The organism is Chryseobacterium sp. MYb264, assembly GCF_035974275.1.
Taxonomy (GTDB): Bacteria; Bacteroidota; Bacteroidia; order Flavobacteriales; family Weeksellaceae; genus Chryseobacterium.
On sequence record NZ_CP142422.1, the window covers coordinates 2,465,721 to 2,490,057 of the forward strand.

26 protein-coding genes are annotated in these 24,337 nt (G+C 35.9%); 9 read left to right on the plus strand and 17 right to left on the minus strand.

What is annotated here, in order from left to right; translation table 11 throughout:
• The first annotated feature begins 30 nt into the window (after positions 1–30).
• From VUJ46_RS10535 to VUJ46_RS10565, 7 genes are all read left to right on the plus strand, one after another.
• Positions 31–984, plus strand: a complete 954-nt coding sequence (locus tag VUJ46_RS10535; RefSeq protein WP_326984936.1) for a glycosyltransferase family 2 protein — start codon at positions 31–33, stop codon at positions 982–984.
• Positions 965–1,828 (plus strand): lysylphosphatidylglycerol synthase transmembrane domain-containing protein, encoded by an 864-nt coding sequence (locus VUJ46_RS10540; protein ID WP_326984937.1) that lies wholly within the window; start codon positions 965–967, stop codon positions 1,826–1,828. The genes VUJ46_RS10535 and VUJ46_RS10540 overlap by 20 nt, the downstream gene beginning before the upstream one ends.
• A gap of 1 nt (position 1,829) precedes the next feature.
• Positions 1,830–2,540: a CDP-alcohol phosphatidyltransferase family protein gene (locus VUJ46_RS10545; RefSeq protein ID WP_326984938.1), complete on the plus strand. Its 711-nt coding sequence runs from the start codon at positions 1,830–1,832 to the stop codon at positions 2,538–2,540.
• 89 nt (positions 2,541–2,629) lie between these two features.
• Positions 2,630–3,394, plus strand: a complete 765-nt coding sequence (locus tag VUJ46_RS10550; RefSeq protein ID WP_326984939.1) for an exonuclease domain-containing protein — start codon at positions 2,630–2,632, stop codon at positions 3,392–3,394.
• A gap of 3 nt (positions 3,395–3,397) precedes the next feature.
• Positions 3,398–3,796 (plus strand): putative signal transducing protein, encoded by a 399-nt coding sequence (locus VUJ46_RS10555; RefSeq protein ID WP_326984940.1) that lies wholly within the window; start codon positions 3,398–3,400, stop codon positions 3,794–3,796.
• Positions 3,797–4,118: 322 nt separating this feature from the next.
• Positions 4,119–4,724 carry a fumarylacetoacetate hydrolase family protein gene (locus tag VUJ46_RS10560; RefSeq protein ID WP_326984941.1) on the plus strand — a complete coding sequence of 202 codons (606 nt, stop codon included), beginning with the start codon at positions 4,119–4,121 and terminating at the stop codon, positions 4,722–4,724.
• Between the two features lie 58 nt (positions 4,725–4,782).
• A complete protein-coding gene (locus VUJ46_RS10565) occupies positions 4,783–5,229 on the plus strand; it encodes a universal stress protein (RefSeq protein ID WP_326984942.1) in 447 nt (148 codons plus the stop codon).
• Between the two features lie 70 nt (positions 5,230–5,299).
• On the opposite strand, the gene VUJ46_RS10570 is transcribed toward VUJ46_RS10565, so the two are convergent.
• On the minus strand, positions 5,300–5,533 hold the full coding sequence (locus VUJ46_RS10570) for a DUF6341 family protein (protein ID WP_326984943.1): 234 nt from the start codon (positions 5,531–5,533) through the stop codon (positions 5,300–5,302).
• Between the two features lie 42 nt (positions 5,534–5,575).
• Between VUJ46_RS10570 and VUJ46_RS10575 the strand changes: the two genes are divergently transcribed.
• Together VUJ46_RS10575 and VUJ46_RS10580 are read left to right on the plus strand one after the other, a co-directional pair.
• A complete protein-coding gene (locus tag VUJ46_RS10575; RefSeq protein ID WP_326984944.1) occupies positions 5,576–6,481 on the plus strand; it encodes a DUF6427 family protein in 906 nt (301 codons plus the stop codon).
• A gap of 3 nt (positions 6,482–6,484) precedes the next feature.
• Positions 6,485–7,069, plus strand: a complete 585-nt coding sequence (locus VUJ46_RS10580) for a DUF3109 family protein (protein ID WP_326984945.1) — start codon at positions 6,485–6,487, stop codon at positions 7,067–7,069.
• Between the two features lie 365 nt (positions 7,070–7,434).
• Here the strand turns inward: VUJ46_RS10580 and VUJ46_RS10585 are convergent, their stop codons facing one another.
• The 16 genes from VUJ46_RS10585 to queD all read right to left on the minus strand — a co-directional run bounded on the left by VUJ46_RS10585 (position 7,435) and on the right by queD (position 23,848).
• Positions 7,435–8,124: a hypothetical protein gene (locus VUJ46_RS10585; protein WP_326984946.1), complete on the minus strand. Its 690-nt coding sequence runs from the start codon at positions 8,122–8,124 to the stop codon at positions 7,435–7,437.
• A gap of 111 nt (positions 8,125–8,235) precedes the next feature.
• On the minus strand, positions 8,236–9,570 hold the full coding sequence (locus VUJ46_RS10590; protein ID WP_326984947.1) for a trigger factor: 1,335 nt from the start codon (positions 9,568–9,570) through the stop codon (positions 8,236–8,238).
• A gap of 144 nt (positions 9,571–9,714) precedes the next feature.
• A complete protein-coding gene (locus VUJ46_RS10595; protein WP_326984948.1) occupies positions 9,715–10,275 on the minus strand; it encodes a hypothetical protein in 561 nt (186 codons plus the stop codon).
• 29 nt (positions 10,276–10,304) lie between these two features.
• Positions 10,305–12,689, minus strand: a complete 2,385-nt coding sequence (locus tag VUJ46_RS10600; protein ID WP_326984949.1) for a TonB-dependent receptor — start codon at positions 12,687–12,689, stop codon at positions 10,305–10,307.
• 239 nt (positions 12,690–12,928) lie between these two features.
• On the minus strand, positions 12,929–13,285 hold the full coding sequence (locus VUJ46_RS10605; protein WP_326984950.1) for a hypothetical protein: 357 nt from the start codon (positions 13,283–13,285) through the stop codon (positions 12,929–12,931).
• Between the two features lie 220 nt (positions 13,286–13,505).
• Positions 13,506–15,434, minus strand: a complete 1,929-nt coding sequence (locus VUJ46_RS10610) for an ABC-F family ATP-binding cassette domain-containing protein (protein ID WP_326984951.1) — start codon at positions 15,432–15,434, stop codon at positions 13,506–13,508.
• 188 nt (positions 15,435–15,622) lie between these two features.
• The gene (locus tag VUJ46_RS10615) at positions 15,623–16,975 is read right to left on the minus strand and encodes a T6SS phospholipase effector Tle1-like catalytic domain-containing protein (protein WP_326984952.1); all 1,353 of its coding nucleotides are present in this window, start codon (positions 16,973–16,975) and stop codon (positions 15,623–15,625) included.
• A gap of 127 nt (positions 16,976–17,102) precedes the next feature.
• Positions 17,103–17,783 carry a response regulator transcription factor gene (locus VUJ46_RS10620; protein ID WP_326984953.1) on the minus strand — a complete coding sequence of 227 codons (681 nt, stop codon included), beginning with the start codon at positions 17,781–17,783 and terminating at the stop codon, positions 17,103–17,105.
• On the minus strand, positions 17,749–18,477 hold the full coding sequence (locus tag VUJ46_RS10625) for a sensor histidine kinase (RefSeq protein WP_326984954.1): 729 nt from the start codon (positions 18,475–18,477) through the stop codon (positions 17,749–17,751). Before VUJ46_RS10625 ends, VUJ46_RS10620 begins: the two co-directional genes overlap by 35 nt.
• A 50-nt stretch (positions 18,478–18,527) precedes the next feature.
• Positions 18,528–19,151, minus strand: a complete 624-nt coding sequence (locus VUJ46_RS10630; RefSeq protein WP_326984955.1) for a hypothetical protein — start codon at positions 19,149–19,151, stop codon at positions 18,528–18,530.
• Between the two features lie 6 nt (positions 19,152–19,157).
• Positions 19,158–19,913 (minus strand): hypothetical protein, encoded by a 756-nt coding sequence (locus tag VUJ46_RS10635; protein WP_326984956.1) that lies wholly within the window; start codon positions 19,911–19,913, stop codon positions 19,158–19,160.
• 78 nt (positions 19,914–19,991) lie between these two features.
• Positions 19,992–20,624, minus strand: a complete 633-nt coding sequence (locus tag VUJ46_RS10640) for a DUF5715 family protein (RefSeq protein WP_326984957.1) — start codon at positions 20,622–20,624, stop codon at positions 19,992–19,994.
• A gap of 111 nt (positions 20,625–20,735) precedes the next feature.
• Positions 20,736–21,281: a hypothetical protein gene (locus tag VUJ46_RS10645; protein ID WP_326984958.1), complete on the minus strand. Its 546-nt coding sequence runs from the start codon at positions 21,279–21,281 to the stop codon at positions 20,736–20,738.
• A 154-nt stretch (positions 21,282–21,435) separates the two neighbouring features.
• Entirely contained in the window at positions 21,436–22,416 is a 981-nt protein-coding gene (locus VUJ46_RS10650; RefSeq protein ID WP_326984959.1) for a LuxE/PaaK family acyltransferase, read from the minus strand.
• A 157-nt stretch (positions 22,417–22,573) separates the two neighbouring features.
• The gene (locus VUJ46_RS10655; RefSeq protein ID WP_326984960.1) at positions 22,574–23,377 is read right to left on the minus strand and encodes a UDP-2,3-diacylglucosamine diphosphatase; all 804 of its coding nucleotides are present in this window, start codon (positions 23,375–23,377) and stop codon (positions 22,574–22,576) included.
• Positions 23,378–23,401: 24 nt separating this feature from the next.
• Positions 23,402–23,848 carry a 6-carboxytetrahydropterin synthase QueD gene (queD, locus tag VUJ46_RS10660; RefSeq protein WP_326984961.1) on the minus strand — a complete coding sequence of 149 codons (447 nt, stop codon included), beginning with the start codon at positions 23,846–23,848 and terminating at the stop codon, positions 23,402–23,404.
• Positions 23,849–24,337 lie beyond the last annotated feature (489 nt).

Sequence of the window (24,337 nt, forward strand, 5' to 3'; positions counted from 1 at the left end):
ATGCAAATTTAATAAATCAATATAAACTGAATGGATCATAATAAATTTTACTCTCTGGTCATCCCAATGTATAATGAAGAAGGTAATGCCGGACTGCTTATCGATCGCATCCGTGAAGCCATGAACGGCTATCCATATGAATTGATTCTGATTGATGACAATTCAAAAGACGGCACTGTGAAAGAAATTAATGAAAAAAATGATCCAAATGTAGTGTTGATCCAGCTGAAGAAAAATTATGGTCAGAGTTCAGCGATGATGGCCGGTTTCGATTATGCAACGGGCGATTATGTGATTACACTGGATGGAGATCTGCAGAATGATCCAAGCGATATTCCCGCGATGGTAGACCTTCTTGAAAGTGGAGATTACGATTTGGTGGTAGGAAAACGTCAGAAAAGAAAAGACTCTTCTGTGAGAACCATTCCTTCCCGAATTGCCAATTTTATTATTAAAAGATCAACAAAACTTAATATTTCAGATCAGGGTTGTGCCTTGAAAGTGTTTACTAATGAGACGGCAAAAGATCTGAATCTATATGGTGAAAACCACCGTTTCATCAGCTTAATGGCGCATTTAAACGGAGCGAGAATTGCCGAAATGCCGGTAAAGCACCACGCAAGACAGTTTGGTGTTTCAAAATACGGGATGAACAGGACGTTTAAGGTAATCAATGACCTGCTTTTGGTTTTATTCAATCAAAAATATCTTTCAAAACCCATTTATCTTTTCGGAAATATCGGTTTGGCAGCTTTCGTACTTGGAATGCTGATCAACACTTACCTTTTCATCGTAAAACTAATGGGACACGATATCGGCGGCCGACCTTTATTAATTTTAGGTGTGCTTTTAGCCTTCATCGGAATTCAGTTTTTCACCACCGGTATTATTATTGATATGTTGATGAAAACCTACTACGAATCTCAAAGCAAACGACCTTTCAATATCAGAAAAATTACAAATTTTGGAGAAAGCAAAGCTTAAAAAAATTCTGATCAATGCGGTAAAAATTCTGGTCAGCGTTGCCTTATTGTATTTTGTTTTCAAAAAAATACCGTTTCGCGATGTGGCCAAACTTTGGTCTACTTTACACGTAGGATACGTTATTTTGGCAGCGATTTTCTTTTTGGCTTCACAGGTTTTATCCACAAAAAGACTTGAATTTTATTTTCATTCAAATAATTTCAACCTGGATTTCAGAAGTAATCTGGAACTTTACTTTTTGGGAATGTTCTACAATTTCTTCATTCCCGGGGGAATTGGCGGTGATGCATACAAAGTATATATTCTGAATAAAAAATTTGGCTGGGGCGCAAAAAAAATCACGTCTGCTCTTTTCAACGACCGATTGAGTGGTCTTTTAGCAATCTGTGTCCTGATTTTATTTTCAGCAGCATTTTTGTTTGAAATTAAATGGCTTTGGCTGATTATTATTTTGATTCTGGCGGGAATTGCGTTTACCTATTTTCTGACCAAAAAAATATTTTCAACCTACACTGGAATTTTCTTTAAATCATTTTCATTATCGATCATTGTTCAGCTTTTACAGGTAATTTGCTTTATTTTGATCATGAAAAGCTTGGGTATGAATGATAATTTCACGATCTATACCGTTACTTTTTTAGGAAGTTCTGTATTGAGTCTCATTTCTTTTGCCGGAATCGGAGTTCGGGAAATGCTGTTTCTTCAGGCTTCGAAATACTTTGATTTCAATCCTTCCATTTCAGTATCTGCGTCTTTACTTTTTACGGTAATTACGGCATTTTTTTCTTTTTTTGGAATTATATTTCAACTGAGAAAGTTAAATTTAAAACTTACAGAAAAATAACATGAATTTTATAAAAAATAATCTGGCGAATGCCTTAACCTTAGGAAATCTTTTTGCAGGATGTGTGGGAGCCATTCATCTGATCTTGGGAGATTATCAAACGACTGCAATTTGTCTGATTCTTTCCTCTATTTTTGATTTTTTCGACGGTTTTGTGGCAAGAGCAGTAAAATCCAATTCAAACCTTGGGCTTCAGCTGGATTCTTTGGCAGATATGGTGAGTTTCGGAGTTATTCCCGGGCTGACAATGTTCAAAGCTTTGGAACCTTTCGGAAGTGAAATATTAGGAATCAATTTATTTTTTGAGATTAAATATATCGGTTTAATTGTTACCGTATTTTCATGTTTAAGATTGGCTATTTTTAATCTTGATGAAGAACAGCGATATTATTTTAAAGGCTTAAATACGCCGACGAACACTGTTTTATTATTCGGATTATATTATGCTTTTAAAGAAATGAATGCCTTCAGCTTTTTATTTGAAAACGCTGCATTGTTGATCGCATTAACCCTTCTTACGTCATGGCTTCTGATCAGTCCGGTAAAAATGATGGCGATGAAATTTAAATCGAAAAAACTACAGGATAATTATTCCAAAATTGTACTTTTAGGAGGCGGAATTGCTATTTTAGCAATATTCCAGATCGTAGGAATTCCTATGCTTGTTATTTATTATATATTAGTATCAATTATATTTCAGAAACAGCTGTAATGGGCTGGAAGATGGATGATGGGAGCCTGAAAATTTTCCCTGAAAACATTTTCAAATGATCAAATTAACACATTTTCAAATTATTAGAAATGAACTTAAAATTACATAAACCTCTTTGTATCTTTGATTTAGAAACAACAGGAACCAATATCGGAAAAGACAGAATTGTGGAGATCTGTATTTTAAAAGTAAATCCGGATGCATCGAGAGAGAGTAAAACATGGAGAGTGAATCCCGAAATGCCTATTCCGAAAGAAAGCAGCGAGATTCACGGGATTTATGATGAAGATATAAAAGACGCTCCTACTTTCAGGGAAATTGCATCAAAAGTAATGGAAATGATTGCTGGTGCTGACTTGGGAGGTTTCAATTCAAACCGATTTGATGTTCCTTTATTGGCAGAAGAGTTATTGAGAGTGGAAATGGATTTTGATTTAAGTAAATTTAAATTAGTAGATGCCCAAACAATTTTCCATAAAAAAGAACCTAGAAACCTTGGAGCTGCTTATCAGTTTTACTGTGGAAAAACATTGGAAAATGCCCACTCCGCAGAAGCTGATGTAATGGCGACTTTCGAAGTGTTAGACGCCCAAATCGGGAAATATGATGACATTCCGAATGAAATTGCGGCATTAAGTGAATTTACCTTTCATAATAAAAATGCCGACTTGGCAGGATTCATCGGCTACAACGATAAAAACGAAGAGGTTTTCAACTTCGGAAAATATAAAGGACAGGCTGTAAAAGCTGTTTTTCAGAAAGACTTAGGCTATTTCGGATGGTTGCAAAACGCTGATTTCCCTCTTTATACGAAAAAAGTTCTGACTAAAATTCAACTTTCAAGTAAATTTTAAAATATGAGCGAGCTGGTTACATTTAAATTTTACGAAACGGCTCTTCAGGCCAACAGAGACAAGCAGATTCTGGCTGAAAGTGGCATCAACAGCTTTATTGCTAATGAACAGCTGATTCAGTCGGATTGGTTGCTTTCTCAGGCGGTGGGCGGCATTCAGCTACAGGTTTTCGATGAAGATTTGGAAAAAGCTAAAAAAGTACTGGAAGACTACAGGGAAAATGAAGAATTTTCTCTGGAAGTAGAACATACGATTGAAAGCCCGGAATTTGATTTTGTTTGTCCGAAATGTGGTTCCAATCATATTTACAGAGATGATAGCGCAACGAGCTTCTTTGGGGTTTCTATTCTGAAAAGCCATAAGTTCATTTGCTATTATTGTGGGAATGAGTTTGTGCATTGATACTGCGAAAGAAAGGAAGATTGAGGATGAAGGCCGGAAGTTTTATTCAGCAAATGAGCAGTACACCTATCATCCTGAAAGGATCTGAGCCTAATATTAGAAATATAATTTGGAAGATTCTTGCCTAGATCCTTTCAGGATGACAAACTTTGTGGTTATTACAAAATATTGAAATAACACACCAAAATCCTAGCCCCGATTGCAGCGGCATCCTTTTGTGCAGCGCAGCGAAACAAAAGATACAGCGGAAAGCGGGAAAAAGCTCTAAAAAAAATAAATAATAACAGCGAGATTGCTTCTTCTCGCAATGACATAAAAAAATATGAAAATACTCTGCATAGGAAGAAATTACAGCGAGCACGCGAAAGAATTAGGAAACGAAATTCCTGAAAAGCCGGTGATCTTCATGAAGCCTGATACGGCAGTTTTGAAGGGAAATGATTTTTATATTCCTGAATTTTCTAACGATGTTCATTATGAACTGGAAGTGGTGGTGAAGATCTCCAAAGGGGGAAAATATATTCAGAAAGAAACGGCTTATAAACATTATGAAGAAATTGGACTTGGAATAGATTTTACGGCCAGAGATCTTCAAAGTGAATTGAAATCTAAAGGTTTGCCCTGGGAACTGGCGAAAGGTTTTGACGGTTCGGCCGTGGTTGGAAATTTCTTTAAAAAGGAAAGTTACAATTTGGAATCGCTTCACTTTTCATTACTAAAGAACAAGGAAAAAGTACAGGACGGCAATACCAAAGACATGATCTTTACCATTGACGACATCATTGCATTTGTTTCACAATACTTTACGTTGAGAGTGGGTGACCTTATCTTTACCGGAACACCAAAAGGGGTAGGAAAAGTGAATGAGAATGATGTTCTGGAAGCTTATCTTGAAGATGAAAAGATTCTTGACATCCGAATATTATAGGGATTTCACCTTCGCTTTGGCATAATTTTCCTATCTTTAATACACAAAACTAAAGGTTATGGTAAACATTATACTACCCGTAGATTTTGGGGACAAAACAGAACAGCTTGTAGAAGGTGCAGTACAATTTGCAAAGCAGGTAAACGGTAAAATTTTTCTGATCCACGTGGCTCCGTCAGACATTGGTTTTGCCATTGGTGACATGGGATTTCAGTATTTTCCTGAAGTGGAAGAAAATGAAATTCGTGAGGAACTGGTACAGCTCAATAAAATCGAACAGAAAATTCTGGCCCATGATATCGACTGTGAGCACATGCTAAAACAGGGTATTGCCAAAGACATTATCCTGGAATATACCCAGGAAAAAAATGCGGATTTTATTGTGATGGGTTCGCACGGAAGAAGCGAAATCTATGATGTATTCATTGGAAGCCTAACAAAGGGGATCACAAAAAACTCTCCGGTTCCGGTGGTTGTACTTCCTATTCACGAAAACAGCAATTAGGCAATTAGCAACATAAAAAAACCGACCAAAATATATATTTTGATCGGTTTTTTACTATATAACCAATTAATTAACCTTCTTTTTTGTAGATATTCGGATCGTAGTAAGGGTGCTTACCTTCCGTTGGAGAATAATAGTCTTTATCTTTATCACCGCCCAGTGTTGCTACCAATACATAACACCAATAGGTGAACATCACACAGCAAACAGCAAATAAGATCCAGTTTAAAACATTTCCGAAAGTTTCGAAAAAGCCGAAAGACCATTTGAAAACTTTGCTTAAGAATAGAAAGAAAGACGTCATTATTTTCCTTTTTTAAATTAACTTTGTACAAATTTATAAAAAATGTTTAAATTACTTTCAAAAGAAAGCAATATTTTTTCAATTCCTGTTTATATTGGTTTTCTTCTTTTAGTAGTAATATTATTTAACATACTGAATTTCAACACCTACGAAGCTATTGTTGCAGGAATTACTTTTCTGGGAATTGCTTTGGGATATTTTTGTTTTCACAATATTGCCTTGAGTTATCAGACTCACCTGCCGTTATTTCTGTATACATTTTTTATTTTTGGATTATATCCGGGAAATTTAGATATCGGGATTGCCGTTTCGCTATTGACCAATTCTTTTCTTCTGCTGCTTTTAACGAGTACTAATGAAGACATAAGAAAAAAATCTTATGTTTTAGTAGGCTCTATTGTGGCACTGAATTTTATTTTTCTTCCGACGACATGGCCCATGGCTCTCTTTGTAATAGTACACGTTATTGCAACTTCTGAAAGAATTGCGCTCAATCTTTTCAGATTTCTGCTGGGGATTATTTTAATTGCGTTCAGCTACTTTTCGATCATGTATTTTTTGGACTTCACGACATGGAATCCTGATTATTTACCTTTCGGGAACATGAAGGTTGTTACAGATTACAGTGATATTTCACCTTTAATTCCGATTGTACTGCTTCTGGTGTACGCGATCTATGACCATTTTAAAAATTACAATAAAAAGAGCCCGATAAGCCGGTATAAATATACCTTTTTACTGGTCTTTTCGCTGGCACAGCTTGTTACCATTATTCTGTATATGAATAGCAGTTATGAATATTTACTTCTTCTTGCTTTTCCGTCTACGATTATTATCAGCAGAATGATGAAGTTTTTACCGAAATACTGGATGCAGGAAGTGGGTGTCTGGCTTATTATTTTTAGTTTAGTTGCCTTTAAAATTGATACTTATTTTGATTTTTTTTAGATTATGATTCAGATTGACGATAAATTAATTTCTGAGGATATTTTTTCCGAAGAGTTTGTATGCAACCTTTCAAAATGTAAGGGGGCATGTTGCGTGGAGGGAGACGTTGGGGCTCCGTTGGATAAAAACGAGCTTGAGATCTTAGATACTATCTTTGATAAAATCAAGCCGTACCTTACCCAGGAAGGCATAAAATCCATCGAAGAAATCGGAACCTGGACTACTGATCCGATGGACGGAATGTATGTTACCCCGATGGTAGACAACCGTGAATGTGCGTATGTAACATTTGATGATAAGGGAATTACCAAATGCGGAATTGAAAAAGCCTACGAGGATGGTGCTGTGGATTGGCAGAAACCTATTTCTTGTCACCTCTACCCTATCCGGGTGAATGAATACTCTACTTTTACGGCTTTAAATTATCATGAATGGAATGTTTGTAATGATGCCTGCACCCTGGGAAAAGAGCTACAGGTTCCCATTTACAAATTCCTGAAGACCCCTTTAATCAGGAAGTATGGTGAAGAATTCTACGGTGTCTTAAGTGAAGTTGCCGATGAATGGAAAAATGAATATGGTTCTTAGCTAAAAAAAGTGAAAAAGTAAAAGTAAAAAGAGCCAACTGGGTGAAGTCATGAATTGAAATTATACTGTTTTTTGAATTTAGCTTAAAAACCCCTGAAAGGGTTAAATATGAGTAGCGTAGGTTGACACCCGATGTATACATATTCAATGATGTTACAACCCTCGAAGGAGTAAATAATTTAATGGAAATTTCAAAGATAAAATGGTATTAAACTTCTTTAGCCAAGTACCCGGTGATGAACCTCGATAGGTAAGAGTATTAGTTTTACCATCCTATTTTTTACTTTTCCCTAGTTAAGTTGCTCTTAAAGAATAAAAAACCGCAGACTTCTCTGCGGTTTTATTTTTTTTGTCACACGTTGATATTATCCTTTAAAATCGACATCTGAAACACCAGAATTAATCACAATTTTTGTTGTTTTGATATTAATTTTCTGTCCGTTTCCTTCTGCTTCTATTTCTTCAGGGAATTTAATCCCATCTACCGTCATATAGCTTTTAATCACTGCTGTTCCCTCTTTAGAGCTCGATTTATAGAGTAACCCTGTAGCAGCATCGAAATAATGCTGACCTTTGTCCGAAGACAGAACGTTATACTCTTTTCCGTCCAGTTTTTCTACCATCACTTTTTTAAAATTGGCAGCGTCGTAGCCCAGCGCTTCGATAGCTTTCCCTTTTTTTAACTCCCCAACTTTATCCGCAGGGATCATATTTTTCTGTCCTCCCTGATCAAAATATCCTTTTTCGCCATCAAAAAGCTGAGTCATGGTTTGCCCCATTACTTTTTGTTCAGATTTGAATTTGTTGCCCATTTTTTTTGTAGACATGGTAAATTCCATTCCCTGGACAGAAAGTGTATTATCTGTAATAGTTGTTTTTACAGCCTCGAGTTTTTCTTTTCCTCCAAGCGCCTTGAGGTAGTTATCAATAACTTCCTTAGAGGTAAGCTTTGATTGTTTAGCCTCTGTTTTTGCGGCATTTGTTGCTGTTTGCTGTGCTTCTGCCGCAGTGGAAATAAGCAGGGCACAAAAGAACGGTATGATTATTTTTTTCATATACATTATTTATAACTGTAAATATAAAAAATGTAAAAGATAAATTGCTTTTCAAGCACAAAAAAACCACCAAAAAAATTGGTGGTTCTGAAATATTTATATCTCAATACATTATTTTTTAAGTTCTTCCAAAAACTCGTCGTGAGAAATTGCAGTTTCCTTTTTAGTTGCTTTTTCAAGAATTACATCTTTCAGTTTAGCCATAGCCACTTCAGAAGAAATTTGTCTTACCTGCTCTTGGTCTTTCAACATTTCAACTGCATATTTTTGGATTTCCTCATCACCTAAGTGGTGGATTCCGTAGATAGCCAATTGGTTTCTTACTAACTGCTCAGCTTGCGCCAATACGTCAGCATAGTCTAATTGAATTTCGTTTTCAGTCATCAATTTACCTTCGATGATCTGATATTTCAACTGGTTTTTCTCAGCTTCAAGAATTTCTCTAGCCTGCTCTTCAGACTGGATATTCTGGTTAGAGAACTGTAACCATTTTACTAAGAAAGTTTCAGGAAGTGTTACTTCTTCTTTTTCAGAAACCTGCTCCAATACTTTGTTTACAAAGTGTACATCAGCATTTTGCTGGAAGTACTCATCTAGCTCAGACTTCACTTTTTCTTTAAGCTCGTCTTCAGTTTTGATGTTTCCTTCTCCGTATACTTTATCGAACAATTCCTGGTTAAGCTCAGCGAGGTTAAGACCATAGAAATCTTTAACTTTCACTTCAACTTCAGCGTGGTGTAAGTGCTCAGCTTCTTCTTTAGAGAATCCTAATTCTTTAGCCAATTCTTCGTTTTCCGCTAGAGTTTCTTTAGAAACTTTTACAGAACCGTCCATTTTCAAAGATTTTACCAATTTGAAAGCTTCTTTGTTTTCAGCGTTAATGGTAACATTCTTTGGATGGTGGTTGTGCTCTCCTTCAGCATCTTCTTCCACAACCTGAGAAACTTCTAAAGCAATGTAAGAATCTTTATTGATTTTTTCTTGAGGAGCCTGCTCTGCGAAACGCTTCTGCATGTTCTCAATACTCTTGTTGATTTCTTTTTCAGAAGCTTCTACTTTGTAGTGAGGCGCTTCATATTTAGCTAAATCGATAGTGAATTCAGGCTCGTATCCAACCTCGAAAGCCACTTCAATTTGATCAGCATTGTAATTTAATTCGTTTACTGGCTGAGGAACCGGCTGACCTACTAGTCTTAGTTTGTTATCGTTAACATACCCGTTCAACGCATCAGAAACCTGTTTGTTGATTTCTTCGAAAGCAATTCCTGCTTCATATTGTTTTCTAACCATACTCAAAGGCACTTTCCCTTTTCTGAATCCAGGAACTTGCGCATTTTTAGCATAATTAATCAATTGTTTTTCAACTTTTTCCTTATAGTCAGATTTTTCCAATGTTACTGTAAGCAATGCACTTACATCATCATGGTTTTTTGCAGTAACCTTCATTATTGATTAAAATTTTAGGTTGCAAAAATATAAAAATTTTATGAAAATCACTCATTTAAAGTCAACATAAAAGCTAAATAATGTTAAATAAAAAACCATCGAAAAATTTTCGATGGTTTCCTTTATTAATATGAAGTTATTATTTTAGTGTGCATCCACTGTAATATCAACATCACTTTCTCCACCAACGGTCTGACCTAGTTGGTTTGAAGCAGAAGGATAATTTTGATTAACAGAAGTAGGCGCGTGAATCAATTTAATATTCATTTTTCCTGTAGAAGCTACAGAAGTAATCGTCCATTCTGTTTTCATTCCTAATCTCTGTCCGTCTGTTCTTACGATATCATCGGTAGCTCTGATTACTTTAATATCAGCATCAGCAGGATTAAATGTAATGAAGTGGTGATCTTTTTCCTCTTCAATTTCGTCTGAAGAATGGTAATGATCATCATGCTTGATCTGGAAATCTAACACCGCAACATACGTATCTCCCTGGTGTAAATGAAGGTGACCATCTGCAACTCCTCCGATTACATTTAAAGTCTGAACATCGGTAGCGTCAGCTTTATTGGTTAGCGTTAAAACTACTTTTCCGATCTCATCGTGCTCGTGGATATCTTCAGGAATATCATCATCCCCGTTTCTACATGACAAAATAAAAGCTGCAGCTAAAAGTAATAGTGTTATATTGAATAATTTTTTCATTTTAAATTTAATTTTAAAGTTTTAATAATTTAGAAGTTGTATTTCAGAGTAACGATAAAGTTTCTACCGGATTCCGGCATAAAATATCTTAGTCTGTTAAGATATTCGCGATACTCTGTATTAAAAATGTTGTTGATTCTGAAATTAAGATTCAGATTCTTGAATAGGTCTGCACCCACAGACGCGTGGAAAATACTGTAGGCAGCAGGAGGAGTGCTCAGATCAAGCTCTTCAGATTTCGCCGTTGCGTCTTCAATAAAATCTACATTCTGATTTCTGATCGGAAAACGGTTTTGCCTGAACACATTTTCATTTTCCAATCTTATATAGAAATTTTTCGGGGTATTTAATTTAAATTCCACCGCATTTCGAAGATTTGCCGGCATCATTAGGATCAAAGGTTCGTCATGAGTTAGATCATCCGCTTTCAGAGCGCTGAAACTTGTATTCCATTTTAAATTATCAAGAATATTAAGTTCTGCATCGGCATCAATTCCAAAAATTCTGGCCTTGATTTGCTGATAGCTCCACACCGGGAAAACCCCTCTGTTAGAAGACTCAATCCCCGTCGGAACCTGATTGATAAAACTATCCGACATCATATAATAAGGATTCACCTCAATATGCAACCCTTTCAAAACATTGAATTTTCCTGCTAATGAAAGGCTCGCATTATACAACGTTTCTTTTTGAATTGATAAATCTCCTTCCTCAATAATCGCAGCAGAATGGTGAAGACCATCAGAAAAAAGCTCTGCCGGATTCGGCGTTCTGTCTGCTCTGGAAAGGTTTAATTTTAATTCAAAATTATTATTCGGCTTATAATTCAATCCCACATTGGCGGAAAAATTATGATAATCTAAAATTGGACGGGTTAAAATTCTGCTGTCTACCTCTTTCACAAAGAACTGAGGATAACGACTTGCAAATTTCTCATTCCAGTCTTTTGCATCATAATATTTATAAGAATCATATCTGCTGAAATCATATCTCGCCCCCGCTTCAGCATTTAATTTTGAACTGAATTTATATTTGAATACAGAAAAAGCACCTGCATCATATTTATAATAATCAGGAATTAAACGTCTTGCTTTTGTTGCCGGATTCGGATAATTATCCTGAAAACCTGCCGAAAGACCGCTTTCCAAACTCCAGTTTCCTCTTTCCAAAAGGTGAGTTACACTCGCTGAATGTGTGATCAACCTTAAATCCATAGATGGAAGTTCATTAAGTTCACCCCTTCTGATATCGTATTCTTTACGACGGTTCAACTGAAAGCTGTATTGAAAACTTACCTTTCCAAAATTCTCAAAACGCTTATAAGCAGATAACTTCGCGATATGATGTTCTACCTCTTGTTTAGGATTCACAATATCATAACTGAAATCATCCAGATAATAAGGCTGTCCGAATTTAATAGCATTTCTGAAATCTAAAGGACTTCCCAAATGCGCTCCTTTAAAGATACCAAACTCCTGATTAATACCGCTGTACGAAACATCAAACCCTTGCATAAAACCATGATTTCCAAAAGAGAAGTTAAAAGAATTTACCTCCGCACCCGTATTTTGCAACGTATGGTGAGGAATATAAAGATCCCCTAATTTTTTATAACTTCCTCCGGTCTTTACATACCATTGGTTTTTCCAGGTTTTAGCAGCATTGGCAGCAATTTCACCCCCTCTACCGTTAGAAATACCGGAAAGTTTTATACTTCCCATCACGGTATCTTTTTTAGGTAAAACAGCAGGTTCCAGAACGACAACTCCTCCTACAGCATCACTTCCGTATTTTAATGCAGAAGCTCCTTTAATGACATCAATATGCTCAAAATCATTAACATCTACATTCGGAGCGTGCTCTACACCCCATTCCTGTTCTGCCATTTTCACACCGTTATTCAAGACAGCGATACGGCTTCCGTATAACCCGTGAATCACAGGTTTTGTGATATTATTTCCAGTTTTAAGCGCGGTAACTCCCGATATTCTCGAAAGTAAATTCCCCAAATTTTCGGTAGAATTTCTTTCAATATCAGCTTTATCCAGCGTTTTTATAATTACAGAACCACTCTTTGTGTGGTTTCCGTGCAATGTTACGACCTCAATATCCTCAACATGATGTTCAAGGGTAATTGCTAAGTGCATATCCTGATTGACTCCTATATTTTCAGTATAATCATTACAATCAGGATGCTTAGCAATGAGTATATATTTTCCCGCAGGAATTTTATTGAAAGAAAACTTACCGTTTTTTCCTGTTTTTGTGGTGAAGTCACCAATTTTCACAACGGCATTTTCCAATGCTGTTTTGTCATGAAAATCCTGAACAGTTCCTTGTACGGTAAAGGTTTGCTGTGCGTTTGTCAATGCAAATCCACAAAGAATAAGCATTACACTATAAATCAATTTCATTGTTAAATAGATAGATTGTGTACCTGTAAAAGATACATTTCGTAAAAAATGTGAAATTTAAGGCTAATTAATTTTCATTAAAGCTATTGTATTGATGAATAATGTAAAGCAGGAAATAAAATAAATTATGATCATCTTTACAAATATCAAATGATGAATTCAAAATTATCCATTTGAAAAATTCAACGAAGTACAATGAACTTTAAACCTAATTAAAGCCAAAAAAGAATCTTAAAAAATTATGAAAGTGCGGGCGGACCGCGAAGTTGAAAGGTAAATTTAGTCTGAGACCATATTTTTTCCTGAACAGCGATGATCTGTTCCACTTCATGCGTGTAAGCTTCGAAATGAAAAGAAAATTCTTCAGGAACCAAGGTATGTCCGGTAGCTAAGAAGTGACAAGCCAGACAGTCTCCGGCTTTTTCTTTCACTACATCATTAGACATTTTGTGTTCTGTTTTTTTGAAACTGAAATTTTTGAAAACTTCTTCAGAACTGTGATTGTGAAAATTTTGAGAAAACAGCGCAATAAAGTAAATCCCAAACAAGAGCTTGGAGATAAAACTTTTCAGATTTCTGCTTTCTTTAAAAATCATTCGTCAAAATTATAAAAATAATTTAAGTTTTACCTTAAATATGAATTAAAATGCTTTTACTAATGTGTAGAATGGATTGTTTTTTTGTTACAAAGATTATGAATTATCTTTGAAATGTTTCGAAAACCTCAGCGTGACACTGCTCATACTAACTGTTTTTAATAGCAATAATTTTTCGCGATGTCATGCTGAGTTCGTCGAAGCATTTATTATTTTAAAATTAATTCAGCTGAGAACCCAAATGTTCCCATTCCTGCAAAGCAAGATCAAGATCTTCTTTAATTTTATTATATTTTTCAAGAGTTTCTTCAGAAGGATTCTCTTTGGTAAAAGAAGCTTCAAATTCTTCCACTTTTCCTTCAAGCTCAGAAATTCGTTCTTCTACTTTTTTAATTTTATTCTGAATATTTTTCTGCTCTTTGCTGACAATCACATTTGACTGACTAGTTGAAACCGGTTTTTCCTCAACCTTTTTTTCTTCAACTTTTGGCTCTTCTTTGTGAAGTTTTGCCTTTTCAGCAGAAATTTCTCTGATCGATTCCTTTTGTCTGAATTCCAGATATTCGTTGATATCTCCCAAGAATTCTTTCATTTTACCATCACGGAATTCATAAATCTTATCACAAAGTCCCTGAAGGAATTCTCTGTCGTGAGAAATTACGATCAATGTCCCTTCAAACTTCTGAAGTGCCAGTTTGATAATCTCTTTAGACTGAATATCCAGGTGGTTGGTAGGTTCGTCCATAATCAAAGTATTGAAAGGACGCAGCAACAATTTACAAAGTGCCAGACGGTTTCTTTCCCCTCCGGAAAGTACTTTGGTCTTTTTATTTACCGCTTCTCCCTGAAACAGGAAAGATCCTAACAAATCACGAACTCTTGGTCTTGTTTCTTCCGTTGCCGCATCTTCAGCTTCCTCCTGAACGGTTTTATTTGGTGTTAAAACTTCCTCCTGATTCTGAGCAAAGTAACCGATATTCACATTGTGACCCAAATTCCAGTTTCCAGAATACTCTTTGATATCTCCGGCAAGAATTTTCGCCAACGTGGTTTTTCCCTGTCCGTTTTGTCCAAGAAGGGCAATTCTGTCCCCTCTCTGAACGATGAAGTCTACATCATCAAAGATTTGTTTTTCACCATAAGATTTTCCAAGATTTTCCGCTTCGAAAATAACTTTCCCAGGAACCTGAGACTGTACGAAACGGATATTGAATTTCGAAACGTCTTCGTTGTCCACTTCAATACGCTCGATTTTATCTAATTTTTTGATCAGTGATTGCGCGAAAGATGCTTTGGTAGCACTTGCACGGAATTTATTGATGTTATCTTCCATTTGCTTGATCTCCGCATCCTGATTCTTTTTAGCCTGAATCAGTTTTTCACGGCGGTCTTCACGCATGATCAGATATTTTGAATAGTTAGCCTTGTAATCATCCACTTTTCTGTTGTTCACATCAAAGGTACGGTTACAAACAGCGGTCATGAATTGCTTATCGTGACTTACCAGAACAATGGCTCCAGGATAATCTTTCAGGAAGTTTTCAAGCCAGATGATGGATTCCATATCCAGGTGATTGGTAGGCTCATCGAGAAGCATGATGTCATTCTTTTGAAGAAGCAGTTTTGCCAGTTCAATTCTCATTCTCCAGCCTCCTGAAAATTCATCGGTAATTTTTTGAAAATCATCTGCTTTAAAACCAAGACCGAACAATACCTTTTCGATATCCCCTTCCAGATTATAGGCATCATGGTGCATCAAAAGGTCGTTCAGATCCGTCATTCTGTTGATAAGATCTGTATAAGAATCACTTTCATAGTCGGTTCTTACCGTCAACTGATGGTTGATTTCTTCCAGTTCATCTTTCCATGCATTAATTTGCTCGAAAGCCTGCGTCGTTTCTGCCCAGACGGTTCTTCCTTTCACAAAATCAAGATCCTGTTTTAGGAAACCGATGGTAATATTTCCTTCAGGAACTACATTTCCTTCATAAAAAGTAATTTCTCCGGAAAGCATTTTCAATAAAGTGGATTTTCCCGCTCCATTTTTACCAACCAACCCAATTTTATCATCCTTTTTAATGGTGAAATTGACGTTTTGAAACAGATAGTTTCCCGAGTGATGTAATCCTAGACCTTGAACCGAAAGCATGTTAAATAATGATTAATAAGTGAGTAATGAATTTTCGCGTGCAAAAATACGGAAAAAGAAATGAATACTCGAATCTGTTAAAATTCATAGGCTCATTTTAATTTTATCATCAGGGGAGGCGAATGACTTAAAAAAAAGAATCGCCCTGACCGGCGATCCTTTAACCTAAACTTAAAACTGAAAAAGTACTAACATTTATTATTATAAAAATTTTCCTTTACCAATATGGTACGGCTCCAATGATCATTATTCGGGATATTGGCAGCATATGCATAATCTATAACAGAATCTTCCATGAGATCTACGCCTGAGCGAAGCGTGGCTCCCATGGAATTGACCAGTTCGCCCTGTGCGTTACCGGGGACATTCAACCCACTGTTGATTAATTCGGCATCCATCTGTCCTTCTTTATTTCTAAGTAGAGACCTTGGATATAGTCCGAAATTGGCTGAGAAGTGGGTATAATCCGCCAGTTTTTCATAATCATAATCCGGTCGTAAAGCCTCGGAAAGTTCTCTGGTATATTTCTCAACTTCATTTGAAAGAGTAACTAAACACGAATGTTTTTCCGGATCAAGTTCAAAATTTGAGGCATCGAAAGTAGTGTTAAAAACATTTTGAAGCTCATTGGTTTCAGTTAACATGAGTTTTCCGTAAACTTTCGACAAATCACTATAGACCCAATCACGGACAACATATCCCTCAGAAAAGACCATTTCTTTTTCAGTCTGATAATATTTCAAAGGGTGAGCCCAGATTTTATTTCCTTTGGAGTCCAGAGAGTTTTCACTGATATTTTCAATATACTTAACCAATGCTTCTTCATCCGTATAATTTCCGGTTATATACACCGCATGTGGTGCTTCGAGATAACCACCTCCCACATCCGCATGAACACCGGGAACAAAAATTTCTTTATGAACTGAATCTCCTGCCCTGTATAATGAATCAACCTTCTCTTTTGATTCATCAAAAAAACCGGTTAGTGGAAAAAAATACCTGCACTCATGTACAGCACAAATATGTAAAGCTTTTTCAACTTCTGGCAACACCGTAACCTGATAATCATTAAAAGGGGTAGACTCCACAGTATCAAAAACACCTAAAAATTTAATTTTAATAATAGACTTGCATCCAAAATCCTTCTGGAGCAGCTCGTAGCAGAGATTTCTAGCCAGCATACTTCCTCTGCTGAAACCGTAAACGTAAAAATGATATTCCTGAGCTTCACCGGTAACTGTGTTATCAATGAAAGCAAAAGCTTTTTTACGTTTGTCTTCAGAAGAATATCCGGTAGATCCTTCAGGATTGAGACATGTTGCCATTGCAAAATCACTATCTTCTGCCCCATCTAATGTTCCGATTCCTTCTATATAACATTTCTGATGGCCATTAAAAAGTTCAAAAAGCTTGTAAATATTTGTTACGGCAGCGTAATAGCTTTCATTATTTTGTCGAAGCTTTTCCGAAGAGGTTGCATTTCTGCCGTTATTTCCGGTTCCGTCGAAGAAAACTCCGATAGAAATAATACTATTTTTCATGCCTTGTGGTTTTATATATTCTTCAAGAAAGAAGTTGCTTTTTATTGAACACCCCAAAGTAACGTTGAAAAACAGCAAAGAAATAGCGTAAAAAACACCAAATAAAAAATTCCGTATTTCTACGGAATTATATTTTGGTGGAGATCGAATAAATATTGTTGATAATGGCATAAACAACGATGCCTACCGTATTTTTAGCGCCTATTTTTTCAAGAACCCTCTGCCTGTGGCTTTCCACCGTTCTTGGGCTAATGAATAATTTTTCTGCAATTTCATTGTTGGTAAATTCCTGACAGATAAGTTTTACGACCTCTTTTTCCCTCTCTGAAAGTTCGTCTTCCATTTCAAAAAGAGATCTTTTTTTTGTTGAACTGTTCATATAAGAAAACAGCATCTGGTGATCTTCCTGAGTAAAGAACACTCCATTTTTATGTACCATTGTAATGGCTTCAATAAATGTTTTTCTGTCAGAATTTTTAGGGAGAAATGCAGCCACTCCTAATTTCACCATATAGCCTAAAATAGAAGTTTTATAGTGGGAGGATAGGATGATTATTTTCAGATCCGGATATTTTTCTTTCAGAATTTCAACAAGTTCAAAACCATTCATAGGCTGCATTTGTACATCTACCAATGCGATATTGGGAAATTCTTCAGGAGATAATGTTTCCAGCTGTTGAATAAATTCGGGTCCGTTATTGGAGGTAAGAGTAACGGAGATATTTTTTTCTGTAGACAATAGCATCTTCACCCCTTCGAGGATCAGTTGTTCATCATCTATCAGCGCTATTTTGATTTGGGAGTTCATTGTATGGAATTTTTATGATTAAACGGCTTCCTTTATCGATCATATTTTTCCATTTGTGTTGTGCATTCATCGATTTGATGCGGGATTCTATATTTTTGATTCCCATTCCTTTTTTTACGGCTTCGTATTCAAAACTTTGTCCGTTATCTGAAATTACCACCGAAAGATAGGTTTGATTATCTTTAATATAAATCCAGATCCGCGTAGCTTTAGAATGCTTCAGAACATTGGTTGTACATTCCTGAATAATTCTATATAACTGAACTTCAATGAATTTATTTTTTCTCTGAAATTTAGGACTGACGCTCAGAGAAATATTTACTCTGTTGGATAAATTGGCAATTAACTCCTCAATATACAAAACCAATCCCACCGTTTCCAGATTCACCGGATATAATGAGTGAGAAATGCTTCTGGCAGAATCTATAAGAGAAGACATCTGACCGGAAATATTTTTTTTGATGAGCTCATCTCCTTTGGTATCCAGATTATTCAACCATAAAGATAAGATATTCAAACGATTTCCAATGTCATCATGAATCATGACGGCAATTCTTTTCCTTTCTTCTTCCTGTGCTTTGATATTTTCCAAAGCCAGATTTTTCTGATGTTGAATCTTTGCAAAATTCTGGGCATCTTTTTCACGAATAATCCTTGCAACAAACGTTCGATAACCCATTAATATAAAAAACACGATAATAGCAAGCGTTACGATTATCAGAATGAGCAGATTGATATTTAGGGTTACTTCTTTAATTTTAAAAAGGTATAAATGATTGAACAATATAAGACGCCGGACAAAATATTATTGGTTCCTAAAAGAAGGTAATAATCATTTTCATTGAGATTGGCTATCTGATTTTGAATGATAAATATAAAAACAGATACCGCATAATAGAAAAATACAAAGGCATCTACCAGTAAAAAACGGTTCTTGAGCTTATTGCCTTTAATTTCCTGTAATAAAACAAAACCGGAAAGGCACATAATCACGATATTCGAGACCACTTTTACAATATCTGCATTATGCGGAAGATCTACACTGTATTTGGTAATTAAAAAAGCCAGACTAAGAAAAGCGATCAGATACAAGACTGTCTTCGGCAGATTCAGCTTCCTTGCAAAAAGCGTTGTTAAAAGGTAAAACTCTCCAGTAATGTAGATGGGATAGAGAAACGAAGTATCCTGAAAATCAAAAAACTGTGTTAAAATATTGGTAATTGCTTCGATAATAAAAAGAAAAACAATATAGAGATTATATTGCTTTTCTTCTTTATATAATAGAGAATACTTCGCACCTCCGCAAATACAGGAAGTAAGAAGTAAAAAGTTAGTTATTCCCCAGGTTATAATAAAATAATTATACATTATGTCTTATAACTTACAAATCGGCGGACAAGGTCTAGACCAATCGTAGGTGTTTGAAATCATTTCTACACTGGCGCCTACTCCGCTTTCCAATTTATCATCTTTATAATAAGAAATAAAAATAAGAGTTACCAATGTCTGCTGGAAAATGGCAGAATATTTGAGTCCAAACGAACAGATTACTTTATCCAGATCTCCTTTTTGTGAAGTTGAAGAGATGTCCTCTGACGGCGCATAAAATCTTTCAAAAATATTCTTCTGTTTTGTCTGGTCATACTTTCTGGCCTCATTATAGAACCAGTCCATCCCTTCGTTTCTCCAGCTTTCGATGGCAGCTACCACCTTGTCCTGCTCCAGCAAAGGAACATTGGCCACCGGAAAATACGTGTTGGCACTATCGTCAATTTTCTGCAGATCATTAGAAAGAACGGCATGTTTTACGACGGTATACTGCTTTGTTTCCACCAGCCGAATATCCCCGCTGCACTTTGCCAAAGTACTGAAAGGATATTCTTCCTGTTCAATCTTAAAGCCTTTTTCGTCAAGCGGACATAGGGCAAGAATCAGAGCGCCGTTGTAAATTCCTACTTCTGCGCAAAATTCGCTGCCTTTGTTTCTGCTTTTCAGCCACTCGATCTGACCTGCGTCAAATTCAAAAATATTGCTGGTAGGGATCAGGTTTTCAACTTCGTTGTACTTCTCTGATACAGCACTCCATTGTGAAACTGCACGTACTAATTCGTCTCTGTTTAATGTTGTCATATTACATGGTAAATTAAGTGTATAAAATTATGTAAACTTAATAATGTACACAACTATTCACGTTAAATTGAATTTAAATTAATAATTTCTTACCGTAACATGATAACAGCTTTGCTGCTTTTCTTTGATATAATAAATTCTGCCCGCAGCAGCATAATATTTTAAAACTTTTTCGAGAGCAAGCTCCATTTTAAGATTATTTCTGAGCTGATCATTAAATCTGACATATGAAATATCAAAGGAATTTCCATAATTGTGGGAACTGATTCCCAATGAAGCGTTAGAATTCACCTTTCTGAGCCTGCACTGATCTTCCAGTGTTCTGGTAATGGAAGACACCGTAAAAGTATGTCCTTTTGTTTCCTTACTAAACCTTGTTCCCATACTTTCGAGCGTCATCTTGGCTTTCGAAACCATCCATGCTCTGCTATAATCCAGTTTCTGAACCCGATATCCCTTCCCCGATTTTTTCACTTTATGGAATTTTCCATTATTGATATATTTTTGAACGGTTCTGGAATCTTTCAGAAGTTGAATTCCGAAACTTTTGGATGTATTGAGATGGGGTTGATAAAGAGCCGTGGCCTGTACTTTCAAGACTTCATTAAGGTCATAGCAAGGCAAGACTTTTTTTGAGGATTTCTTTGCTCCTTGGGAGTAAAACACCGTAAAAATACATGAAACACAAATCACACTCAATATCTTTCTCATTAATCAGACTTTTAAAAATTTCAACAGAATCTAATAAATTAAAAAAATTATTTCAATAATAATACCAATAACAGTATATTATTAATTAAAATAAAGAGTGTACATCTTAATTTATTTCAACTTTCTGATATCGAAAGGGTTCTTAAAAATCAATTCTTCATGCTTTCCCTTCACTTCCATTTTCTTTTGCAAAAGGGTAAGAGCGATTTTCCTGAGAAAAAAGTCTTTGTCATTCAGCTTCCAGTAAGATTCTTCATGAATACGTTTGGGTTTCCGGATCATATAAAATTCGGTTTCCCAGGAGTCTACATTATGATAAAACTCAATAATTCCGCAATGTTCAGGGATCATGGAGTGCTCTACCATACCCATTGGCAGTAAAAAACTAAATGCATTGCAGACATAATCTCCACAGGAAATTTTATCGTGTTTTAAAAATTTTTCACCGGTCCCTGAATGCGTATATGATTTTTTGAAATCGTTTTTAAAATCACTCTTAGAGAGCTTAATCTCAATCTCATGACTGAACCCTTCAGAATTAATAATAAGAATATCTGCTTCCCAATCGCCCTGAAAATGATTAGTCAGCACCGTTTCTTTCTCAAAATCACATTGAGAATGTAGGTAGGCATGCACCAATTCTTCTATTTTTAACATGATGAATGATTGTTGGTTGTTGATTGCCGGTAATTGGTTAGGGTTATTATACTCAAAAGAACACTCTACTCACTACACAGCTTCATTCTTTTTCCTTGAAAAAGGACAGTCTTCAGACCCTATAGGACAAAACTCTTTTACTCTACGACTCCAGCTAGCTCACCAAAAGGCTACACCCGCGAATATCCGAATGATCTATTCTTCCCAAAACCTGAAATTGAGTTCCGAAAGTTTTACCCAAATCCTGCGTTGCTATAAATGCACAAGAATGGATATTCGCCAGATCGATAATATTGATCGCTCCGGTTCTCCCTTCTCGTTCATAATTAAAGGGGTCCTCGGCATTTCTCACCATTATTCTCATCCAATTCGGACACTGGTATATATTTTCGCCCAGGGAATAGGCCTGAGAAAGCAATTCTGTCATTGAATATTCAGAATAAATTTTATCCGTTTTAAAGCCGTCCTGTAAAATATTCAGCAATTCGTCTTTGGTCATCTCTTCTTTTCGCCCTTTCATTCCACCGGTTTCTATAACCGTAAGAAAGTCTGACGACTTGAGAGTCTGAGAGCTTGAATGGCAATAATCGAGGAAATCTAATAAGGCAAATGAGACTCCGAAAAGTATAACTTTTTTATCCTTTAATTTATGTAAAAGTCTAAACAAATCTTCGTGATTATAGAGGAAATATCCGTTTTCCGGCTTGGCAGATTTTTGCATCAAATAATCTACCATATATATTAAGGAAGAATGTTGTTTTTCAAGATAGCTTGGCAGCAATCCCAAAAAGATAAAGCCTTCAGGCTTTCCGATAAACTGATCGAAGCTTTTGTAAATACTTTCCTGATAGATCGTTTCGTCTGCAATATGATGTTTAGAAAGCGTCATTTGTGTTGTCCCCGAACTCTGAAAATACAGTTCTGAGGACTTTGCCGAATCCAGGATCTTATGATTTTTAAACATTTCAATAGGAAGAAAAGGAATTTGAGCCAGACTTTTAACCTCATCAGGATTAATTTTCAGGTAATCCACAAATTTCCTGTAAATATCTAAATTTTGATACTGATGTTGAAATGTCATTAAAGCGGCAGCCAAAAAGTCCTGCTCGGTCTGTATGTCGAATATATTTTTCAAAACAAAATTATTTTTAAAACCTATTAATGATTCAGAATGAAACATTTATAAAAAGGACATTATTTTTTAACTATTTTTTAATAATAAAATTAAAAATTGGTCAGGTTCTTGCAACTATAAATCCGGAATATGGATTAAAAACAGGATGATTTCAAAATCATCCGGAGATTACCTCTTTAAGGGGTAATTTTTTTTGTTCAAATGTCTTCAGTTCAAAATCTTTCTCGAAAACGCCGTAGGTAAAATAAGAGATCCAGTCTCCAAGGTTGATATATTTTGCATTACTGTCCAGTGAAAGAACCATGGGAAGGTGGCGGTGTCCATAAATAAAATAATTAATCTTTTCTGTCTTCAGTTTTTCTTTTGAATAAATAATCAGGAACTCTTTATCTTCCCCCAGAAACTCCTTATCCTCTTCTCCAGAGATCATTTTATTTTTCTGAGACATGTATAGGGCAATCTTCATGGCAATATCCGGGTGCAGCCATTTAAAAAACCACTGCGCTACCGGATTGGTAAAGACTTTTTTCATTCTTTTATAACCTTTATCCCCAGGTCCCAACCCATCTCCGTGAGCCAGCAGAAACTGCTTTCCGCCCATTTCGAAATATTGCTTCTTATAAAAAACCGTACAGCCAATTTCGTCTTCCAGATAATCTTTCATCCACAAATCATGGTTACCCACAAAAAAATAGACCTGAACCCCGTTGTCTTTCAGTTCCGCAATTTTACCCAATACACGAACATAGCCTTTGGGAATTACATGCTCCCATTCATGCCAGAAATCGAACAGATCTCCCATTAAAAAAAGAACCTGCGCATCATGCTTTATTTCATCCATCCAACGGATGAATTTTTCTTCACGTACTTTGCTTTCCTTTGGATCTGGCGCTCCAAAATGCTGGTCTGACGCAAAATATACTTTTTTTCCGGGTTCTAAATTAATGGTTGTTTTTAGCACCGTTTTGAACTTTTAGTCAGTAAATTATTGATTGTCTTCTGCAAACCACTCTCCGTATGAGTTTTCTGTCTCATGAAGCTTCAGATAAGCCAGAGAAATTCCTTCAGGAAGTCTTGCTTTTACTTTAGAGGCAATAGCATAGAGCATATTTTCACAGGTTGGCTGGAAAGTGCAGTAAATCACTTTATGTCCCTGCTCTTCCAAAGTATCTCCAAGATCTTTATGAGGAGAAAGCGCATTGATAAGCACCGCATGATCCCAAACATCCACAATTTCGGATTTCACGATGGTTTTAATATCCCCGAAATCCACTACCATCCCGTTTTTGGGATTTTCCAAATCATTAACCGGTTTTCCCTTCACTGTTACAAACAGCTTGTAGGAATGTCCATGCATATTTTTACATTTCCCGTCGTAATTGTACAGTACGTGGGCAGTTTCAAAAGTAAAAATTTTTGTTATACGTATCATGCTACAAAGATATAATAAAAACCCCGTAACATAAAAAACAGAGCCAACGCACGAAATAATCGCTTTATTCAAAACTCAATGTATCTTTTTGACCGCCACGGAATGCGGGAAGTAAAAATATTCCTGTATTCGTAGCAAAAAAGATCCCTGGAATAATCCCCCAACTTTTGTAAAGTCCCCTAAAAAAACGTTTTATCCTATAAAAAGAAATAAGGACATTAGAACAAACCAAAGACCTTCCGGACGAGGGAAGGCCTTCAAAAAAAACATGTTATGAAATTAAATCAACTTTCTAATAAATATGGGTTTTACAATTTTTTTATAGATAATGCTGAAGCGCTACTTTTTTATTGTGTGAGAAACTGAATCGCCTCTCTGTTTTCTTTTACAAATTTGCAGTTAAAAAGAATACGAATGGCTACTACAAAATCACATCATCCGTTTAAAACACTGTTAATCAAACCATATATACAAACACAGATGTTATTT

Bases quoted from the DNA above. Each gene is read 5' to 3' on its own strand.
- VUJ46_RS10535 (WP_326984936.1), top strand. From the start codon at position 31: ATGGATCATAATAAATTTTACTCTCTGGTCATCCCAATGTATAATGAA.
- VUJ46_RS10630 (WP_326984955.1), bottom strand. From the start codon at position 19,151: ATGTATAATTATTTTATTATAACCTGGGGAATAACTAACTTTTTACTT.
- VUJ46_RS10600 (WP_326984949.1), bottom strand. From the start codon at position 12,689: ATGAAATTGATTTATAGTGTAATGCTTATTCTTTGTGGATTTGCATTG.
- VUJ46_RS10580 (WP_326984945.1), top strand. From the start codon at position 6,485: ATGATTCAGATTGACGATAAATTAATTTCTGAGGATATTTTTTCCGAA.
- VUJ46_RS10565 (WP_326984942.1), top strand. From the start codon at position 4,783: ATGGTAAACATTATACTACCCGTAGATTTTGGGGACAAAACAGAACAG.
- VUJ46_RS10585 (WP_326984946.1), bottom strand. From the start codon at position 8,124: ATGAAAAAAATAATCATACCGTTCTTTTGTGCCCTGCTTATTTCCACT.
- VUJ46_RS10555 (WP_326984940.1), top strand. From the start codon at position 3,398: ATGAGCGAGCTGGTTACATTTAAATTTTACGAAACGGCTCTTCAGGCC.
- VUJ46_RS10620 (WP_326984953.1), bottom strand. From the start codon at position 17,783: ATGAACTCCCAAATCAAAATAGCGCTGATAGATGATGAACAACTGATC.
- VUJ46_RS10635 (WP_326984956.1), bottom strand. From the start codon at position 19,913: ATGACAACATTAAACAGAGACGAATTAGTACGTGCAGTTTCACAATGG.
- VUJ46_RS10575 (WP_326984944.1), top strand. From the start codon at position 5,576: ATGTTTAAATTACTTTCAAAAGAAAGCAATATTTTTTCAATTCCTGTT.
- VUJ46_RS10615 (WP_326984952.1), bottom strand. From the start codon at position 16,975: ATGAAAAATAGTATTATTTCTATCGGAGTTTTCTTCGACGGAACCGGA.
- queD (WP_326984961.1), bottom strand. From the start codon at position 23,848: ATGATACGTATAACAAAAATTTTTACTTTTGAAACTGCCCACGTACTG.
- VUJ46_RS10550 (WP_326984939.1), top strand. From the start codon at position 2,630: ATGAACTTAAAATTACATAAACCTCTTTGTATCTTTGATTTAGAAACA.
- VUJ46_RS10590 (WP_326984947.1), bottom strand. From the start codon at position 9,570: ATGAAGGTTACTGCAAAAAACCATGATGATGTAAGTGCATTGCTTACA.
- VUJ46_RS10595 (WP_326984948.1), bottom strand. From the start codon at position 10,275: ATGAAAAAATTATTCAATATAACACTATTACTTTTAGCTGCAGCTTTT.
- VUJ46_RS10605 (WP_326984950.1), bottom strand. From the start codon at position 13,285: ATGATTTTTAAAGAAAGCAGAAATCTGAAAAGTTTTATCTCCAAGCTC.
- VUJ46_RS10645 (WP_326984958.1), bottom strand. From the start codon at position 21,281: ATGTTAAAAATAGAAGAATTGGTGCATGCCTACCTACATTCTCAATGT.
- VUJ46_RS10570 (WP_326984943.1), bottom strand. From the start codon at position 5,533: ATGACGTCTTTCTTTCTATTCTTAAGCAAAGTTTTCAAATGGTCTTTC.
- VUJ46_RS10610 (WP_326984951.1), bottom strand. From the start codon at position 15,434: ATGCTTTCGGTTCAAGGTCTAGGATTACATCACTCGGGAAACTATCTG.
- VUJ46_RS10640 (WP_326984957.1), bottom strand. From the start codon at position 20,624: ATGAGAAAGATATTGAGTGTGATTTGTGTTTCATGTATTTTTACGGTG.
- VUJ46_RS10545 (WP_326984938.1), top strand. From the start codon at position 1,830: ATGAATTTTATAAAAAATAATCTGGCGAATGCCTTAACCTTAGGAAAT.
- VUJ46_RS10560 (WP_326984941.1), top strand. From the start codon at position 4,119: ATGAAAATACTCTGCATAGGAAGAAATTACAGCGAGCACGCGAAAGAA.